Raw genomic sequence first — 18789 nt, forward strand, 5'->3', positions numbered from 1 at the left:
TGTCAAACGGTCCACGGGGCCGCGCGCTCGGTGTCCAGACCATATTTGGCAATCGCCTCGGCCACGATCGCCGGAGCAATCGCACCGTCATCGGCCAGCGACTTCAGCGCCGCAACCGCTACGTAATAGCGATCCACCTCGAAGAAGCGCCGTAGCTTGGCCCGGTAGTCGCTGCGCCCGAAGCCGTCGGTGCCCAGCACCAGGAAGCGGCGCCCGCTGTTCTGAACCTGCTCGCGCACCTGGTCGGCGTATGCCCGCATGTAGTCGGTCGATGCCACCACCGGCCCCTCATGGCCGTCGAGGCAGCGCTCAAGCCAGCTCTGGCGCGGCGAGTCCGTCGGATGCAGCAGGTTCCAGCGCTGCGTGGCCATGCCGTCGCGCCTCAACTCGTTGAAGCTCGTCGCGCTCCAGATGTCGGCCGTCACGTTGAAGTCTTCTTTGAGCAGCTCGGCTGCAGCGATCACTTCGCGCAGGATCGTGCCGCTGCCCGTCAGTTGCACACGATGGCCATTCTTTGCCGTGTCGCCGCCGGCTTTCAGCAGGTACAGCCCCTTGAGGATGCCCTCCTCCACGCTGGTTTCAGCCACGGCTGGCGCATCGGCAAGGCCCGGATGGGGATAGTTTTCGTTCATCAGCGTGATGTAATAGAAAACATCCTCCTGCTGCTCGACCATGCGCCGCATGCCCTCGCGCACGATGGTCACGACTTCATAGGCAAATGTGGGGTCGTAGGAAACGCAGTTGGGAATCGTCCCGGCAATGATGTGACTGTGACCGTCCTCGTGCTGCAGGCCCTCGCCATTGAGCGTCGTGCGCCCTGCCGTGCCGCCGAGCAGAAAGCCGCGTGCGCGGATGTCGCCGGCCAGCCAGGCCAGGTCGCCCACACGCTGCAACCCGAACATCGAGTAGTAGATATAGAACGGAATCATCGGCACGTTGCTCGTGCTGTACGAGGTGGCCGCGACGATCCAGCTCGACATCGCCCCGCCTTCATTGATGCCTTCCTGCAACACCTGACCGTCTTTCGACTCGCGGTAGTACATCAACTGGTCAGCGTCCTGCGGCCTGTAGAGCTGGCCCACCGACGAGTAGATACCGAGCTGGCGGAACATCCCCTCCATGCCAAAGGTGCGCGATTCGTCCGGCACGATAGGCACAACGTGCTTGCCGATGGTCTTGTCACGCACCAGTGTTCCGAGCATCTGCACGAAGGCCATCGTGGTGGAGATTTCACGCGTGCCGGTCGGCTCGAGCAAGCGCCTGAAGGTGTCGAGCGGCGGCACCTGGAGCGATGCGGACCGCCGCCGGCGCTGCGGCAGATAACCGCCGAGATCAGCGCGGCGCGCGTGCAGGTACTTCATCTCCGGGCTATCGTCGGCCAGCTTGATGAAGGGCACCTTGGCGAGATCCTCGTCGGCCACCGGAATCTGGAAACGGTCGCGAAAGCCGCGCAACGCATCCTGGGTCATTTTTTTGGCCTGGTGAGCGATCATCTGCCCTTCGCCAGACTCGCCCATGCCGTAGCCCTTGACTGTCTTCGGCAGAATCAATGTCGGCTGACCGGTGTGCTTCGCCGCAGCGGCATAGGCAGCGAATACCTTGTCGGGATCATGGCCGCCGCGCGTGAGCCCCCAGATATCTTCGTCGCTCATGTCGGCGACAAGCGCCTTGAGTTCTTCATATTTGCCGAAGAAGTGCTCGCGCACATACGCGCCGCTCTTGCTCTTGAAATCCTGATATTCGCCATCGACGCACTCTTCCATGCGTCTGAGCAACAGACCACTTTTGTCTCGCGCGAGCAGCTTGTCCCAACCGCTGCCCCACAGCACCTTAATGACGTTCCAGCCTGCGCCTCGGAAGACCGACTCCAGTTCCTGCACGATCTTGCCATTGCCGCGCACCGGGCCGTCGAGCCGTTGCAGGTTGCAGTTGATGACGAAGATCAGATTGTCCAGCCGCTCACGACCCGCCAGCGAGATCGCGCCTAGCGATTCGGGCTCGTCCATCTCCCCGTCACCCATGAAGGCCCACACCTTGCGCGGCGCAGTGTCGGCGAGGCCTCGGCCCGCCAGATACTTCAGAAAGCGCGCCTGATAAATCGCCATCAGCGGCCCTAGCCCCATTGACACGGTCGGGAACTGCCAGAAGTCAGGCATCAGCCACGGGTGCGGATAGGAGGACAAACCCTTGCCACCGGTTTCCTGACGGTAGCCGAGCAATTGCTCTTCAGTCAGACGTCCTTCGACGAAGGCGCGCGCATAGATGCCCGGCGCGCTGTGCCCCTGAATGTAGATCAGGTCGCCGCCGTGAGCATCCGTTGGCGCATGCCAGAAGTGGTTGAAGCCGATGTCGTAGAGCGTGGCAGCCGACTGGAAGCTGGCGATGTGGCCGCCGAGTTCGGAGCTGTGCTGATTGGCACGCAGGATGATTGCCAGCGCGTTCCAGCGGATGATCGAGCGCAACCGATGTTCGATGGCACGGTCGCCGGGAGACTTCTGTTCCTGTTCGGGCGAGAGGGTGTTCTTGTAGGCAGTCGTCAGTGAATGTGGCACGTACGCACCGTCGCGCCGCGCCGCGTCCACCAGTGAGTTGACAAGGTAGTTGGTCCGTTCGGTGCCGCGATGCTGCTGGACGGCGCGCAGTGCATCCAGCCACTCACTGGTCTCGAGTGGATCGAGATCGTCATTCACGTCCATCTTGTCTCCTTTGTTGTTTCGCGTCCGTGGGCGGCGCGACGGTTTCTTGCCCTAATAATGCAATGGTTGTGCCAGCAGCCACAGGACACAGCCCCCCTTCAAATCATTGATTCAAAACAACTCATAACCGCTCGCCTCGCAGCGCCTGAATGAAACTCCGTAATAGCGACCATCGGCGTCATATGGTTTTCCGAGCAACGCGCAGTCCTTCCCGAAGGCCGTCATGCAATACGCTTATCTCGGCGCTATCCAGGGTTCGCTGTCATAACGCTGGCAGCGTTAAGTCAATCTGTACTCCGATTCACTGGTAGATAGAAAACATGCGTTGAATGTCCTTCGTGTCCTCTGTTCGGGTAAGCGCCAACATCAACAGGATCACGATGTTGGGAAGTTTGGGCGGCGCGCCTTCGACCGGCGCCTGCGCCGGCGAATTGCAGACCAACGCGGCGCCAAGCCCGAGTCCCAACCAATGTTTGAGTGATTTGAAAACTTGCAGGTCCCCTCCTTTTTTGCCGAGTTGATCCACCGGCTGGCCCAGGACCACACCGGAGGACAAAAGGTTGTTTGAGAAAGCGCGTTACGCGGATGCGGGCAATCTCTCCGGCGAACCCCGCTCCGGCTTAGTTCGCCAAGGCGTTCTGCTCAGGCGGCTCGAGCATGTCGTCCTCGTCGGTATCACGGGTGGCGCCGAGCAGGCCTTCCGACTTAGCCACCACCGCAGTGGCGATGCCGTTACCGATCACGTTGGTCGCCGTGCGGCCCATGTCGAGAAACTGGTCGATACCCAGTATCAGCAGAACGCCAGCTTCGGGCAGCTTGAACATCGGCAGAACGGCAGCCACCACGACGATGGACGCCCGCGGCACACCGGCGATACCCTTGCTTGTAATCATCAGCACCAGCAGCATCGTGATCTGCTCCGTCAGGCTGAGCTGGATGTTGTAGGCCTGAGCGATGAACAGCGACGCGAAGGCCGAGTACATCATCGAGCCATCGAGATTGAACGAGTAACCGAGCGGCAGCACGAAGCCGGTGATCTTGTCTGGCACACCGAACTTCTTCATCTGCTCCATGACTGTCGGGTAGGCAGCTTCGCTGCTGGCGGTCGAGAAGGCCAGGATAGTCGGCTGCTTGAGCAGCTTGAGCAGCGTAAAGACACGCGCACCAAGAAACAGATAGCCCGCCCCGATCAATGCCCCCCACAGCACCAGCAGGGCCAAGTAGAACTCGCCGATGAACTTGCCGTAGGTCACGAGTACGCCGATGCCCTGAACGGTGATCGCGGCGGCCACCGCCCCGAATACCCCGAGCGGAGCAACGCGCATCACGAAGTCAGTGACGCGCAGCATCATCTTGCCCAGCTCCTCGATCGGTGCGATCAAATGTTGGCCGGCGCGGCCCTTGAACGAGGCGATGGCAAAGCCGAAGAACAGCGAGAAGACCAGGATCTGCAGGACCTCGTTTTGGGCCATCGCCTCGAACACGCTCCTCGGGAAGACGTGAGTAACGAAGTCCTTCAGGTTGAGCGTGGAAGTCTGCAGATTGGTCGTTGCGGCCATGGTCGGCAAGGGCAGGTTGAGCGCGTGGCCCGGTTGCAGGACGTTCACGAACAGCATCCCGAGCAACAGCGATGCCACCGAAGCGGAGATGAACCAGCCCATTGCCTTGGTGCCCATCCGCCCGACGGCGGACGAGTCCCCCATGCTGGCGATGCCACCCACCAGGGTCGCGAACACGAGCGGTGCGATGACCATCTTGATCAGACGCAGGAACACATCTGTGGCAATCGATAAATAACCGGCGATCTCTTTCGCTGCCTTCGCGTCGGGTGCATTGATGTTGCAGATGTAACCCACACCGACACCTAGAACCATGGCGACCATGATCCACGTCGTAAGCTTGTTCGTCTTCATGATGTCCTGTCTCCGGCAACTGCGGCAGATCGTGGTCTGTCCGTCGATATGTACCTGGGCAACTCGTCCCTTCCCGGCTCAACACCGGGCACTTTATGCGGCCAGATCGCTTACCGTGTCGGCGGGATATGAAGCGGCGTGGGTTGCGTGAGCACCTCTGGCTTGAGGATCTCGTCGAGTTGTTGCTCGGACAACAGTCCCCGCTCAAGCACGATGTCGTAGACGCGCCCGCCCGAGGCATGTGCCTCCATCGCCACGGATGTCGCGTTGGCGTAGCCGATGTATGGATTGAGCGCCGTTACGATGCCGATCGAGTTCTCGACCGACGCGCGCAAGCGCGCTTCGTTGGCTGTAATTCCTTTGACGCAGCGCTCGGCGAGTGTCAAGCAGCCGTTGCGCAGGTGGGTCACGCTCTTGAACAGGCTGTGCGCGATGATCGGCTCAAAAGCATTCAACTGGAGCTGACCGGCCTCGGCCGCGAAACTCACGGTGACATCGTTGCCGATAACCTCGAAGGCAATCTGGTTGACTACCTCGGGGATAACCGGGTTAACCTTCCCCGGCATGATGCTCGATCCAGCCTGCATCGGCGGGAGGTTGATCTCCCCAAGACCCGCGCGCGGACCGCTGGAGAGCAGACGCAAGTCGTTGCAGGTTTTCGAGAGTTTGACTGCCACGCGCTTGAGCACACCGGACAACTGAACGAAAGCGCCACAGTCCTGCGTTGCTTCTATGAGGTTGGGTGCCGTGACAAGCGGGATGCCCGTAATTTCCTTGAGATGCTTCAGGATCAGCGGTGCGTAATCGGGATGCGCGGTAATGCCCGTACCGATCGCCGTCGCGCCCATGTTGATTTCGCAGATCAGCAGAGCCGCCTCTCGAAGCCGTTCCTCATCCTCTCCGAGCATCACGGCGTAGGTGCTGAATTCCTGGCCGAGCGTCATCGGCACCGCATCCTGCAATTGCGTACGTCCCATTTTCAGAACGTCCTTGAACTCCAGCGCCTTTGCTTCGAAGGCGCGTCGCAAAACGGCCATCGCCTCGATGAGACTCAGAATGCCGAACCAGGTCGCGATTTTCAGGGCCGACGGGTACACGTCGTTGGTGCTCTGACCGATGTTGACCTGCTCGTTCGGGTGCAAATACTGGTATTCACCCTTTTTCTTCCCTAACAGTTCGAGCGCGCGGTTGGCGATCACCTCGTTGGCATTCATGTTGGTCGAGGTCCCCGCGCCGCCCTGAATGACGTCGACCACAAACTGATCATGCAGCTTGCCTTCCAGCAATTCAGCGCAGGCGCCGACGATGGCGTTACAACGCGTCCCGTCGAGCAGACCCAACTCATGATTCGCCTGCGCGGCGGCCTGCTTGATGGACGCCAGTGCCTTGATCAACTCCGGGTATACCGAGATCGGCGAACCGGTAATCGGGAAATTTTCCAGCGCGCGTAGCGTGTGAACCCCATAGTAGACGTGAGCGGGAACGTCACGGTCACCAAGCAGATCATGTTCGGATCTAAAGAATATTTCAGCAGCCATGGACAAGCTCCTCACGCAGGATCGGGGTTGAAGACACCCTTGCACCTTAGAGAGGAAAAAGAACTGACGCGACCGTAATGCCAATTTTTCATCACACGCGTCAGTCCACGCATACCTCATTCGGGTTTCCGCGAATTCGTCTTATAAGAGCCCCTTTTCCGACGCCACCCGCTGTCTGTGGACAGCGATCAGATGCACATGACCGAAACGGCACAGTCTGCGGCGCGGCTTCGAAACAAGCCTGCTGGAAGCGCGCGATCGGATTGCGAAGTCAGTCGTCTGAAATTCAGTTGCCGGATTCACTACGGACATGAACGTCAGTCTTGCAGAGGAAATCCACTGGCCGTCAATATAGAAACTGCCATAAGTTTTCGGATCGACGTTGTGGCTATGCGGTGATTGATAAGTCATCCAATGAGATCCTTAAAACGATAATAGGCACCGACGACCGGGAGAACATTGGCTCCTCTCTTCGCCAGAGCCAGCGCAGCTGACAGACCGGTAAAGCCGGCGCCAACGATCACCACATCCGCGCTGCCGTTCGGCGGACCTTCGGCCGTTCCAATGCACGGGGTGCCGTATCAAGCCAGTAGGGTTTAAGTTTCATGAATACTATTTCCAGACTATGTTATGCAAATCGAGCCACTGACGACATCGCGGCGCCTTTATAGGACGCAATCGATGGCCCGATCACTGCGATCACCATCCGGAACAACACGATAAAAACCCAGCACGGAAAAGTGCGGGTGAGCCTCCTCAATACGCTCTGTTTCGTTCCTGCAGCATCGACATCGGGAACGGCAGCGGACAAGTCAGCCAATACTGCAGCCACAAGCTCCTCATGGATCTCGGTGCCCACGTGTGACAAATGGGGATCGGCGGGTCGGTTCCTCGTTGACGCAGCCTCGGGTTAGAGATGATTTGAGCAAGATCGGCGATTAGCACCAGCGCCAAATAGGCGGCGCAAAACACCATCACGCAGCCGGCGCTGGCCTACACAGACAACGACTTCGCAATGAACTGCGAAGCGCCGCCTCATCGATCATATTCGCTTGCTGCAACCCTCCCCCGCACCAAAGAGGGTCTCGAGAGAATAGGGCGGCCTGGCGATTGGCGAATTGATGATTACGTAGCTGAAGTACTTTTCGATGCCGATATTGCGCTCCAGCAGCCCCTCCATCACGCTCTGGTAGTGGATGACGTTGCGCGTGACGAACTTGAGCAGGTAGTCGTATCCGCCCGTGGCGTGGTGGCACTCCATGATCTCGTCGACGCCGCGAATGGCTTCGACGAAGCGTACGAAATCATCGCGACGATGGTCTGCGAGCGTGATCTTGGTAAACACGACCTGGAAGTCACCGAGCTTCTCGACCCGAACCAGCGCGCCGTAGCCCGCAATAAACCCAGCCTTCTCGAGCCGTTTGACGCGCGTCAGGCACGGGCTCGCCGAGAGTCCGACCGCATTGGCCAGTTCCACATTGGTAATGCGCCCACACTTCTGCAACTCGGTGAGAATGCGCAAGTCCAGCCGGTCAAGCGTGCAATCCGTTTTCATCTTCCCTTCCCTCCGTCCGGTCAGATTGGATCCATGTGAGCGCCTTCGCGTCCTCGTCAATATGGATAGCAACCTCACTCCTGAATACGACGATCTTGCTGTTCGTACGCGGCGTTCGGCAGCGGGGGATATTGCACGGCAGGAGCTGCCGCGAATCCCCTGATAAACGCTTCGAATTCCTCTTTTTCACCGATCAATTCGGCGTCGGCGCGAAATTTTTCCTGATTAAACTTTCAATTACCGACATCGCTATCGGTGCTTGCTCCAAGTGGTTTCCGGCAAGCTCCCTCATTCAAGAATCCCTCGGGATTCGTAACTCATCGAGACTGAAGACATGATCGACTTCGAGCCGAAATTCATCACCTTCGATTGCTACGGCACCCTCGTCAAATTCCGCATGGCCGACATGGCGCGGGAAATCTACGGCGCCCGCCTCCACGGCGACGCGCTGGAAAACTTCGTCAAGCTATTCGCCGCCTACCGTCGTGACGAAGTGCTTGGCGCCTGGAAGCCCTACCGCGACGTCGTCATCAATTCCGTGCGCCGCGCCTGCGAGCGCACCGGCGTGCCCTTCATCGAAGCCGAGGCCGAACAGTTCTACCTGGCCGTGCCGACCTGGGGGCCGCATCCCGACGTCCCGGAAGGCCTCTCGCGCCTTGCGAAAAAATACAAGCTGGTCGGCCTGAGCAACGCGGCCAACGAGCAGATCATGAGCAATATCGAGAAGCTCGGCGCACCGTTCCATGCCGTCATCACGGCCGAAGAAGCCGGCGCCTACAAGCCGCGCATGCAAGGCTTCGAATACATGTTCAAGAAGCTTGACGTGCAGCCTCATGAAATCCTGCACGTCTCGTCGAGCCCGCGCTACGACCTGATGACCGCGCACGACCTCGGCATTGTCCACAAGGCTCATGTGCTGCGTGGCCACGAACCGGAAGCACCGGAATACGGTTATACGCCGGTCAGGAGCATCATCGAGTTGGCGGAACAGCTCGGTCTGTAACTCATCCGCGCCCCCTGGCCGCCGTGTTCGACGTCGGCCAGGCGCTCATATCGCGCCATGCCACTGACGCCTGCCTTGAGGCCGATGCCGCGGCATCGCCCTGTCGATCAGAACTCCGCTACCTTGCCGCGTACCGATTTGGCCAGGCGCTCCGGGCGATACGGCAAGGGATCGACGATCGGCTGCGCGTTCGTCACCAGATCGGCCACCAGATGCCCCGCACCCGGTCCGATTCCGAAGCCGTGGCCGCTGAAGCCGGCCGCAAGGAAGAGCCCCGGCATCTCGTCAAGCTCACCGATCGCCGGCACGCCGTCGGGTGTGCTGTCGATATACCCGGCCCACGCATGCGCAACAGCGGCCGACGACAGTGCCGGCAACAGCCGGCGCGCGCGCCGCAACGTCTCCTCGACGGCTTCGCGATCGGGCGCCGGATCGAGCACGCGGTTGCTTTCCATCGGCGTTGGCGCGTCGAGCCGCCATTTCGTCACGGTCTCGTGGCCCGAGCGCCAGCCAGTCAGGTCTCCCAGCTTGAGGCTGCGCCGACGCTTGGCGAACATTGGCAGAAAGTCCTGTGCATAGCGCAATTGTTGCAACGTGGGATCGACCTTCGCGCGCCCGCTGATCGCCAGCGTGTGGCCGCCATCGCCTCGACGCGTGATCGACACCTCGGCCGTATGCAACGCATCGGGAATCCCTTGCGCCCCCGGCAGGACCGACAGGATCGACGCCCTGACGGACGCCTGCGGGAAGCGGATTCCAAGTTGCCGGCAGAACGACGACGCCCATGCCCCGCCGGCGAGCACCACGGTCCGGGCGCGAATGGTGCCGGCCTCGGTGACAACACCGCTTACGCGGCCGGCTTCGGTCTCGAGCCCACGCGCAGCGCATTGCTGATGCACCGTGCCGCCCTCCTGCATTATCCCCATTGCGATGACCGGAGCGGCGACAGCAGGATCGGCCGTTCCGTCCGATGGTGAGAACACCCCGCCCTTCCACGCCTGTCCGGTCGCGACGCCACGCTCGCTTGCCTCGCGCGCATTCAGCATATGCGTCGTGACGCCGACACCCGCGGCAAAATCGCGCCACCGTGCCCAACCTTCAATCTCCTCCGCGCTGTGGCTCAGGTATAGCAGCCCGCAGCGACGGAACCCAGTGTCGCGGCCGATCTCGACGGCGAACCTCTCCCACAGCGCCAGGCTTCTGGTGGACATCGGCAATTCGCGTGCATCGCGGTTCTGCTGACGGCACCAGCCCCAGTTCCGGCTCGACTGCTCCGCGCCGATAAAGCCTTTCTCGACCAGCGCGACCCGCACGCCACGTCGCGCAAGGTAGTACGCGGAACACACGCCCACGATCCCACCACCGATGACGACAACATCGACCTCCCCCGGCACTGTCGGGGTCGTCTCGATTTTCAGCAGCGGTGCAGGCATGACGCAACTCCAGAGTAGTTTGTAGAACAATAACAGGGAAGCGGCACGGAAAAAAAGCAATATTTGGGGTTTACAACCAAAAATTGTCCAACAATAATGAGCCAACTTTTGCTCACCCCCGGTTCGCCGATGTCCGCACCCATTACTTTCAGCGACGTATCCACTACGCCCTCATCGGCGCTCGATGCCCTGCTGGCCAGCAGCCTGTCGGTCAGATTCCCCCGTCTGGACACAGTTGATGCGATTGAGATTACACGCCGCGTGTATGGCATAGATGGCACAGCTACGAGGTTTTCGACCGAGAAAGACGACACCTTTCGCATCGACGCCGGCGACGGCTCGCGGTACGTACTGAAAATCTCGAACCCTGGCGAGACGGCTGAAGAACTCGACCTGCAGGTCGCCGCGATGCGGCACGTTGCCGTCGTCGCGCCGGGGTTGCCGGTGCCGCGCGTGCTGCGAGGTATTGACGGACAATTTGTCTTGCCGCTGGGATCATCGACGCACCCGCATCGTACGGCAAGGCTCTACAGCTACCTCGAAGGCGTGCCGCTCGACGCGCTGCACCCCAGCGCGCGCAATCGCTACGAGATCGGTGAGGTGCTGGCGCAGTTGCGACTGGCCATGGCCGGTTTTCGCCATCCGCACGAGCACCGGGTACTGGCCTGGGACGTGAAGCACCTGTTGAGTCTGACAGGGTTGCAGGCCCATATCGCCGACCCATTGCACCGCTCGCTGATCGAGCAGGCATTCGCACGCTTTGCGGCGATCGAGCCGGCCCTGCGCTGCTGCCCGACGCAAGTCGTGCACAACGACTTCAACCGCTCGAACATCGTCGCCAACCCGGGCGGCGCGAACTTCGTCAGCGGCATCATCGACTTTGGCGACACCGTGCACACGGCGGTAGCCATCGACGTCGCCACGGCGCTCATGAACCAGTTCCCGCTCGACTTCGACGCCGACGGCCCGCACGACCTGTTTGTCGAGGCGCGCGACCTGCTGCGCGGCTATCTCGCGCATGCCCAGCTCAGCGACGACGAACTGCTGCTGATTCCGCACCTGGCCATGGCGCGCGTCGCGGCGCGCGCCTTGCTGACTTCATGGCGCGCAAAACTGTTCCCGGAAAACGAAGCCTACATCCTGCGTTTCACCCGGCCGGGATGGGAGCATCTGCGCTGGTTCATGCAGCGCGACCATGACACTGTTTCCAATGCCTTGCTTGAATTCGTCCGCCGACCCACTCACCCCGCCTCTCGTGATCCCTCTATGAACGCCGCCCCCACGTCGCAGCCGCCAGTTCTCAACGAAGCTGTAGATATCAGCAAACCCGACGACAGCCTGCGCGGCGACATGCCGAACGGCTTCAATCCGTCGGCGATCTCGCACCTTGACGCCGCCACGCAACAACACGTCGCGCGACGCGTACGGCTGCTCAGTCCGTCGTATCGCCTGTTCTACGCCGAGCCGGTAAAAATCGTGCGCGGCGAAAAGGTCTATCTGTACGACGACAAGGGCAACGACTATCTCGACGCCTACAACAATGTCGTCTGCGTCGGGCATGCCAATCCGCGCATCGTCGACGCTGTTACCCGCCAGCTCTCGACGCTCTGCACGCATACCCGCTACATGCAGGAGCCGATCCTCGACTACGCCGAGGACCTGCTCTCGACGTTCAGCACGTCGATCCGCGAAGGCCAGATGATGTTCACCTGCACCGGTTCCGAGGCCAACGACCTGGCCATGCGCATCGCGATGCACTACACCGGCAACACAGGCGTGATCGTGACCAGCGAGGCCTATCACGGCAACTCGCACCTGACCTCGAGCTTTTCGCCGTCGCTGGGCCGCAGGGCCTTGCTCGGCCCCTACGTGCGCACGGTCCCAGCCCCCGACTCATACCGGATGACGCCGTCCGAGATCGGCCAGCGCATGGCCGAGCAGGTCGCGTTGCAAATCGAGGACATCCGCCGTCACGGCGGCGGCCTCGCGGCGTTCATCGCCGACTCTTTCTTCTCGTCGGATGGCGTATTTGCCCACCCGACTGATGTGCTCGCGCCGGTCGCCGAGGTGGTGCGCCGTGCTGGCGGCCTGTTCATCGCGGACGAGGTACAGTCGGGCTTCGGGCGTAGTGGTACCCATATGTGGGGGCATGAGCGCCACGGGGTTGTGCCCGACATTGTCACGCTGGGCAAGCCGATGGGCAACGGCTATCCAGTGGCGGGTCTGGTCGTGCGCCCAGATGTCGTCGCCAGTTTCGGCCAGGACATGCGCTACTTCAATACCTTCGGTGGTAATTCAGTGGCGGTCGCTGCCGCGCAGGCCACGCTCGACGTGCTGCGCGACGAGCACGTGCTGGACAATGCACAACGGGTCGGTTCGATCATGCTCGAGGGCTTGAACGGGCTGGCAAAGAAATACGAATGCATCGGCGACGTGCGCGGCACAGGTCTGTATTTCGGCGTGGAGATGGTGCATGATCGCGCGAAAAAGGACACCGACATAGCAACGGCGCTCAAAGTGGTCAATGGCCTGCGCCAGCGGCGCGTGCTGATTTCGGCGACCGGGCCGGACGCGAGCGTGCTGAAGATCCGACCGCCGCTGGTGTTCGCGGCCAAGGACGCCGACCGCCTGCTGACGGAACTGGACACCGTGCTCGCCGCCCTGTGATCACTGATGGCCGGTCGCGCCCACCATCCGGCTATCGACAGGCGGCACGTTGAGGTGCATCCGCCGCATATAATCGTGGTACCCAAGAACTATCGCGATATGAGTGCACTAATTTCCAAACCGGCGGGCGTCGTCGAGGCGGCCAGGCCCACAGCCGTCGAAGCGCTGGCCGAGAAGCTCAAGACCCGCATCCTGAACGGCGACTTCGCGCCGGGCGAGTACCTGCGCGACATCAGGATGGCCGAGGAGTACGAGGTTTCGCGCAGCACATTCCGTACGGCCGCACAGTTGCTGGTTGGCCGCCGCATCCTGCGTCAGGTGGCCAACCGCGGCTTCTTCGTGCCGGAGTTCTCAGCCGACGACATCGTTGACGTGACGCGTTTTCGGGGCGTGCTCGAAGCCGAAGCGGTGAAGATGATCGTGCATACCGGGCAAATCCCGGTCGAGGCGATCAACGCTGTCGAGCGGCTGCGTCATGCCCCCGGCGACGCGCCGGTCTCGTTCATGGTGGCGGCGGATCGCGACTTCCATCGTGCGATTGTGTCGGCCAGCGGAAGCGAGCGGCTGCAACGCAGCTACGAAGCGATCGAAAGCGAGATCGAATTGCTGCTGGTACAGCAGCGCCAGCATTTCTACCAAAATCCGAAGGAAATCGTGCGCGAGCACGAGCATTTGATCGCCTGCCTGAAGACGCGCGACTTCGCGGCCGCGCGCGACGCCTTCCTCGAACACTGGGATGATTTGCGCGTCAAGCTGCTGCGCGTCGAGGCGAACAAGCTGCGGGCGCGCTGAATTGGCTTTGGGTCGTGGGCACCATGTCGCCTCACATACCAGAACCGTTCAGTTTGAGTTGAGATGCCGTTTGCGACCTGCAATGCAGCCTCGCTAGAATTGGCGGTCACATCAATTGTTTTGACGACCGAAAATATAGACGCCTGCCAACAAAAGCAGAGTGGTCGCCGTCGTCGCGGCAGCGGCCGATGCGAGCAATGCAAAGGAAGGCCTTGTAGACATAAAGCGTGTCTTACCCCGGTCGCGTGTATCCTGACGATAACAGGCGGCGCCTCTGTGTAGGTCACCACGCTCCTTGTACGCTCGAGTCCACCGTTTCTGATAGCTCCAATGAGAAAAAGCAATTCCGTCAAGAATACTCACAACCGCGGAGTCGCAAGTCCGCCCGAGCAGTTGCTGGCTGATGTCGCATTCGCGCAGATCGAAGAAATGATCATCACGCGTCGCCTGCCACCCGGTTCCATGATCTCCGAGGTGCAGCTTGCAGCCGAGTTGGACATGGGGAGAACGCCGGTCCGCGAGGCTCTCCAGCGGTTACGCCAGGTCGGATTCGTTGAAATGCTGCCGCGCCGCGGTACGCTGGTTGCCGGTGTCGATATTCGCCAACAACTCGAACTGCTGGAGGTAAGACGTCCGCTAGAGGAGCTCGTCGTCCGGATGGCGGCGCTGCGTGCGACGCAGGAGGAGCGCAGCAACCTCCGAGAACTCGCCAAGGTGATGGCTGCGGCAGCCGAACGCGGAAATATGGAGGACTGGATTCGCGCCGGTGGGGTGATTCACGAGGCAGAAGTCCGCGCGACCCACAACAGCATGCTGATCACCAGCATGCAGCCAATTCACGCTCAGTCGCGAAGATTCTGGTACCTGCACATCGGGCAAAATCGCGCGTATGTGGAGGGCGCGCAGCTGCACGCCAAAGTACTGAACGCCATCGCACAGGGCGATGGCGATCAGGCGGCGGCCGCCGCTAACGGGTTGATGCAGTTCATCGAGCGGTTTACCCGCTCCGCGCTCGATACTTTCTAGCGGTTACGTTATGAGGCGGGATGCGGTTCTTGAACCGCATCTGTGCATCTAATACGGCCCAGATAGCACCGCGAACTTCAACGGTCCTCCCATCGGCCAGGGATTCGTCGAGGGTGAGTATGCATTGCGGCTAATTGGGCGGCGCCAATCATGTTGCCGCTCGAATAACAACCGGCAATCATCCCGGCCGACCGGCCAGGATGAAAGTCGGTAAGCCGGACATGCTGCCCGATGCCGTCCAACCTATCCGTCAAACAGGTGCGAACAGCATCAGTCCGTCAGCGGATGGGGACCCTGCGCGCTCAGGTTGCCGTGAGTGTCGGAAATGTTTCGCGGCGCACGCACGAACACGGCCACCGCGAGGGCACCCGCCAGAGCAATGCCTCCGCTCAGCAGGAACGCGCTTGTGAATACCTTGGTCCATTGCACGAGGAAGCCCGTCAGAATCGGCGCGAGAATTCCGGCCGTGTTCGCCAGCAGGTGCATGAATCCGCCCACGCCGCCCATCCTCGCGGGTTCAACCGTATCCAGGATGATGGCCCAGTACACGCTGAGTGTAAGGTTCATAAAGAACACGGTAATTCCCATCAGGGCGACCGCTGCACCGACGCTATTCGCCGTCCCCGCACACGCTACACAGGCAGCTGCAATCAGCAGACCACCCACGATTACGATTTTGCGCGACTTCAGCGCATTCCCTGTCAAGCGGAAAATCCGATCGGAGATAAAGCCGCCCAAAGCGATCCCCATAAACCCGAGAATCCATGGGATGACGTTGACGATGCTCATCGAAGACAGGCTCAGATGTCGTTCCATCATCAGGTAGCTGGGGAACCACGACAGAAAGAAATAAAGGATGTAGGCGTAGCCAAAGTAGGCAAGCGAGGTTGCCCAGATGGTTGGACTTTTCAGATAGAAGCTCAACGGCGTGTGTGCGACGGACTCTCGTGCCGTAAGCTCTGCGCCTGCGTCCGATCCCGCCGGCATAGCACCGCGAACCCAGCGGTTGCCCTCCGGCCGATCGGTAGAGAATATCGACCACATCAGCACCCACAGTACCCCGAGCACGCCGATCACGATAAAGGGAATCCGCCAACCCCAGTGGACCGCCATCAAGCCGACGACCGGCCCCGCGAGCGCCGCGCCTAATTGCAGGCCCGAATTCGCAAACCCTACTGCGGTCGTCTGCTCCTTTCGCTCGAACCAGCCGCTAATTATCTTATTCGTGCAGGTGGCTAACGGGCCTTCCCCGGCGCCGAAGATGACCCGGATAACCAGCAGCACAGCGAGACTCGAAGCCGCTGCGGTCAAGCCGCAGAAAATTGACCAGAGGCCGATGGCGACGACGAGCACCCGTTTTGCACCAAAGCGGTCAGCTGCATAACCGCCAATGAAGCAGAACAACGAGTACCCCACAAAAAAAGCGCTGAAGACGATGCCGAGATGGGCCGGATCGAGATGCAGATCTTTCGCAATCAGCGGGGCCGCGACGGAGAGAGCCGCCCGGTCAAGATAGCTGATCGCGCAGGCGAGAAATAGCATGAAAACGATAAACCAACGGTACTTCATAGTTGTCTCCTCCGTGGCCGCCGTAGCGACCCAGATGGTCAAGCTGTCTCGGACAGATCCACACAAGTGAACCAGTCCTTGCAACGGGGGCGAACGGGCGTACGGTATTCGGCAAGCGTGAAATTCGCCTATGGCTGATGGAACGATCGCATCTCGCGCGCATGCTGGCCGGATCAGGATAGAACTTCACACTGCAGAAAAGTACGCCGTCGCGATGATTTTCTAGTTTTCGACTGCCGATTCGACGCAATGATCAGAGGTGGCCGAGAACAATGATGCGTCCATGAGCGGTAACGGGTCGAGGATACGGGCCGGAGCGAACGCCATATGCTCGAGAACATCCCGACGTACATCGACGCCCGGAGCAACCTCAGTCAGCACAAGGCCTTGGGCAGTCTGCTCGAAGACGGCACGTTCCGTGACGATCAACGCGCTTTGCCCAGCCGACACCCCCTTCGCGACCGAATAGGTAATGCTCTGCGCGGTATCGACGAACTTGCTGACCTTGCCCTCCTTAAGAATCTTCATGCGACCTGCGTCATACGCGATATCAAGTCCACCCGTAGTGAACGAGCCCGTGAACACGAGCCGCTGGGCATTCATTGCGATGTCGATAAAGCCCCCCGCTCCCGGGTTGACCTTGCCGAACTTGCTGACATTGACCGTTCCATGCGAATCATATTCAGCGAATGCCAGCGCAGCAAAGCGACACAGCCCCCCGTCGATCACGTCGAACTGTGTGACGCCATCCATCATGGCCTGCGGATACAGGTTCGCCGAAAACTGCCAGCCGTTCATCACGATCCCGCCGTAGGAACCGTGTTCCGTCGTGAACCAGTAGTCATCCGATCCAGTTTCGGAGTCGATAAGGCCCTGCTCCGCCATCACCAGGGGTACGTCGGCTGCTGCGCCAAAACCGAAAATCGACAGTTCATGCTTGCGTACTTCCATCGCCGCGCGCCGTGCGATTACCTTGTCGGGACCAAAAGGAATCGCGGGCAACGCTGTACTCGCGCCGACCGAGCGCAGATACGCTTCGTTATACGGAGTATCGGTGCTCATCATCATGTCGGGCTCGACCACGAGCGCGTCGACCAGCATGCCGGGCAGTCGAACTGACGTTGCCGGTCGCTGCCCGCGCGGTACGATTCGCCGAACCTGGGCGATGACGCGACCGCCACTTGCCTTGGCCGCCAGAGCGAGGGCCAGACCGGCCGAAACCAACGGTTCGTCTTCGAACGAAAGATTCCCGAACTCGTCGGCGCTACTCGCGCGAATGATCGCTACGTCAATGGGCCAGGTCGGATAGAACAACACCTCCTCGTGGTTCAGCCGGATCTTCTGGATCAGATCATCCTGGCAGCGCCCGGAGAACTTCCCTCCACCGAAATCCGGATCTGCGTAGGTTCCCACCCCCACACGCGTCACATAGCCGGGGCTCTTGCGCGCAACTTCGCGCAACCAGTGCATCGAGGCACCGATCGGCCACGAATACGCTTCAATCCGGTTCTCCTGGATCAGTTTCATCAGAGCCGGGCGCTGACCAGTACGCGGGTCGACCGGGTTGATGTAAGACCCGGAGACAATGCGTTTCATCAGACCTTCCTGCGCCACATGGTCCATACCACGGATGTTGACTGCGTCTCCCGTGCCGCACGGAAAGTAAAACGTGAGGTTGCGTGGTGAGCCAGTTTCGCGAAAGCGCTTGCCAAGCGCTTCAAGTGTGGCCTCCGGAACCACCCATCCGATGACCCCCACCGACGCCACAGTTTGTCCGTCCTGAATCGATGCGACGGCCGCGGCCGCAGAGATAATCTTTGTCATGACTTCACCTTGAATTTCGAAAAAATAGCCTGCGCCGCGCCGCCTTCGCAGTTGCTTGCAAAATGACAGGACGCCAGATTGTCGAGTCGCTCGCCGTCGAGCGTGACGAAGGGTTCGAAGAAACGTTTGGTCGACGCAATCGCATCGGGGGGCAATTCGGCTAGCCGTTTAGCGAGCGAGATCGCCTGCTGGTCGGCAAGCCCGGGTTGGCTCACATAGTCCGCGACGCCGAGGCGGTGTGCTTCAGTACCATCGATCGGGTCCGCTGCCCAGGTCAGAAGTCGCGCGCGAACGGGACCCACGCGGGCAAGCAGAGCCTGGAGCCCCCAGGGCGGTAGCCAGCCGTTTGGTACTTCAGGAAGATGCCAGCGCGTATTTGACGCAGTCACCACGACATCACACGAGATTGCGAGAACGAAGCCGCCGCCAAGTGCAAACCCTTCGACTGCGGCGATCACGGGTTTGGACAACCCTGCGATAGATCGCGCGACTCGAGCGGTCTCCGACTCCGAATCGCACATCTCCTGGATCGACATGGTGCTGAGCTCCTTCAGATCGCTGCCGGAACAGAAAGCAGGAGGAGCACCGGACACGACAATTGCACGCACGGCTGGATCTCGATCAGCCTGCTGCAGTTCCTGCCCCAGTTCGTCGATTGAGGTGCCGTCGAGCGCGTTGCGACGCGCGGGTCGATTCAGGGTCAGCTGACGAACATGACCGATATTTACAATAATCATCAATACACTCCACGTTTACGTTTCATTGGTTGAGCC

The 18789-nt window shown here is 60.5% G+C and carries 14 protein-coding genes and 2 pseudogenes; 5 read left to right on the plus strand and 11 right to left on the minus strand.

Translation table 11 applies throughout. From position 1 onward, the window contains the following. Positions 1 to 2: 2 nt before the first annotated feature. The 7 genes and pseudogenes from aceE to HHL24_RS04305 form a co-directional block, all read right to left on the minus strand. Positions 3 to 2696, minus strand: coding sequence for a pyruvate dehydrogenase (acetyl-transferring), homodimeric type (aceE, locus tag HHL24_RS04275; RefSeq protein ID WP_169484178.1), 2694 nt, complete (start codon positions 2694 to 2696; stop codon positions 3 to 5). A 301-nt stretch (positions 2697 to 2997) separates the two neighbouring features. Next, positions 2998 to 3222: a hypothetical protein gene (locus HHL24_RS04280; protein ID WP_169484179.1), complete on the minus strand. Its 225-nt coding sequence runs from the start codon at positions 3220 to 3222 to the stop codon at positions 2998 to 3000. A gap of 94 nt (positions 3223 to 3316) precedes the next feature. After that, on the minus strand, positions 3317 to 4609 hold the full coding sequence (locus tag HHL24_RS04285; RefSeq protein WP_169484181.1) for a dicarboxylate/amino acid:cation symporter: 1293 nt from the start codon (positions 4607 to 4609) through the stop codon (positions 3317 to 3319). A gap of 110 nt (positions 4610 to 4719) precedes the next feature. Continuing rightward, positions 4720 to 6147, minus strand: a complete 1428-nt coding sequence (gene aspA / locus HHL24_RS04290; protein WP_169484182.1) for an aspartate ammonia-lyase — start codon at positions 6145 to 6147, stop codon at positions 4720 to 4722. Between the two features lie 141 nt (positions 6148 to 6288). Further along, the gene (locus HHL24_RS04295; RefSeq protein WP_169484183.1) at positions 6289 to 6558 is read right to left on the minus strand and encodes a hypothetical protein; all 270 of its coding nucleotides are present in this window, start codon (positions 6556 to 6558) and stop codon (positions 6289 to 6291) included. Positions 6559 to 6602: 44 nt separating this feature from the next. After that, positions 6603 to 6754: pseudogene (locus HHL24_RS04300) on the minus strand (FAD-dependent oxidoreductase); the annotation flags it as partial. 435 nt (positions 6755 to 7189) lie between these two features. Further along, the gene (locus HHL24_RS04305) at positions 7190 to 7702 is read right to left on the minus strand and encodes an Lrp/AsnC family transcriptional regulator (protein WP_169484184.1); all 513 of its coding nucleotides are present in this window, start codon (positions 7700 to 7702) and stop codon (positions 7190 to 7192) included. 334 nt (positions 7703 to 8036) lie between these two features. Between HHL24_RS04305 and HHL24_RS04310 the strand changes: the two genes are divergently transcribed. Continuing rightward, a complete protein-coding gene (locus tag HHL24_RS04310) occupies positions 8037 to 8705 on the plus strand; it encodes a haloacid dehalogenase type II (RefSeq protein WP_169484185.1) in 669 nt (222 codons plus the stop codon). Between the two features lie 107 nt (positions 8706 to 8812). On the opposite strand, the gene HHL24_RS04315 is transcribed toward HHL24_RS04310, so the two are convergent. Further along, entirely contained in the window at positions 8813 to 10138 is a 1326-nt protein-coding gene (locus tag HHL24_RS04315; protein WP_169484186.1) for an NAD(P)/FAD-dependent oxidoreductase, read from the minus strand. 129 nt (positions 10139 to 10267) lie between these two features. On the opposite strand from HHL24_RS04315, the pseudogene HHL24_RS43825 reads away from it, so the two are divergent. From HHL24_RS43825 to HHL24_RS04330, 4 genes and pseudogenes are all read left to right on the plus strand, one after another. Beyond that, a pseudogene (locus HHL24_RS43825) lies at positions 10268 to 11086 on the plus strand (phosphotransferase); the annotation flags it as partial. Between the two features lie 402 nt (positions 11087 to 11488). After that, entirely contained in the window at positions 11489 to 12805 is a 1317-nt protein-coding gene (locus HHL24_RS43830; protein WP_407947474.1) for an aspartate aminotransferase family protein, read from the plus strand. Between the two features lie 99 nt (positions 12806 to 12904). After that, positions 12905 to 13597 carry a GntR family transcriptional regulator gene (locus HHL24_RS04325; RefSeq protein WP_169484188.1) on the plus strand — a complete coding sequence of 231 codons (693 nt, stop codon included), beginning with the start codon at positions 12905 to 12907 and terminating at the stop codon, positions 13595 to 13597. Between the two features lie 330 nt (positions 13598 to 13927). Next, the gene (locus tag HHL24_RS04330; RefSeq protein ID WP_169484189.1) at positions 13928 to 14623 is read left to right on the plus strand and encodes a GntR family transcriptional regulator; all 696 of its coding nucleotides are present in this window, start codon (positions 13928 to 13930) and stop codon (positions 14621 to 14623) included. Positions 14624 to 14893: 270 nt separating this feature from the next. On the opposite strand, the gene HHL24_RS04335 is transcribed toward HHL24_RS04330, so the two are convergent. From HHL24_RS04335 to HHL24_RS04345, 3 genes are all read right to left on the minus strand, one after another. Beyond that, positions 14894 to 16192, minus strand: coding sequence for an MFS transporter (locus tag HHL24_RS04335; protein ID WP_169484190.1), 1299 nt, complete (start codon positions 16190 to 16192; stop codon positions 14894 to 14896). Positions 16193 to 16414: 222 nt separating this feature from the next. Then, a complete protein-coding gene (locus tag HHL24_RS04340) occupies positions 16415 to 18016 on the minus strand; it encodes a CoA-transferase (protein ID WP_169484191.1) in 1602 nt (533 codons plus the stop codon). Next, positions 18013 to 18753: an enoyl-CoA hydratase/isomerase family protein gene (locus tag HHL24_RS04345; protein ID WP_169484193.1), complete on the minus strand. Its 741-nt coding sequence runs from the start codon at positions 18751 to 18753 to the stop codon at positions 18013 to 18015. The genes HHL24_RS04340 and HHL24_RS04345 overlap by 4 nt, the downstream gene beginning before the upstream one ends. Positions 18754 to 18789 lie beyond the last annotated feature (36 nt).

The organism is Paraburkholderia polaris, assembly GCF_012927345.1.
In the GTDB taxonomy this organism is placed as follows: Bacteria; Pseudomonadota; Gammaproteobacteria; order Burkholderiales; family Burkholderiaceae; genus Paraburkholderia; species Paraburkholderia polaris.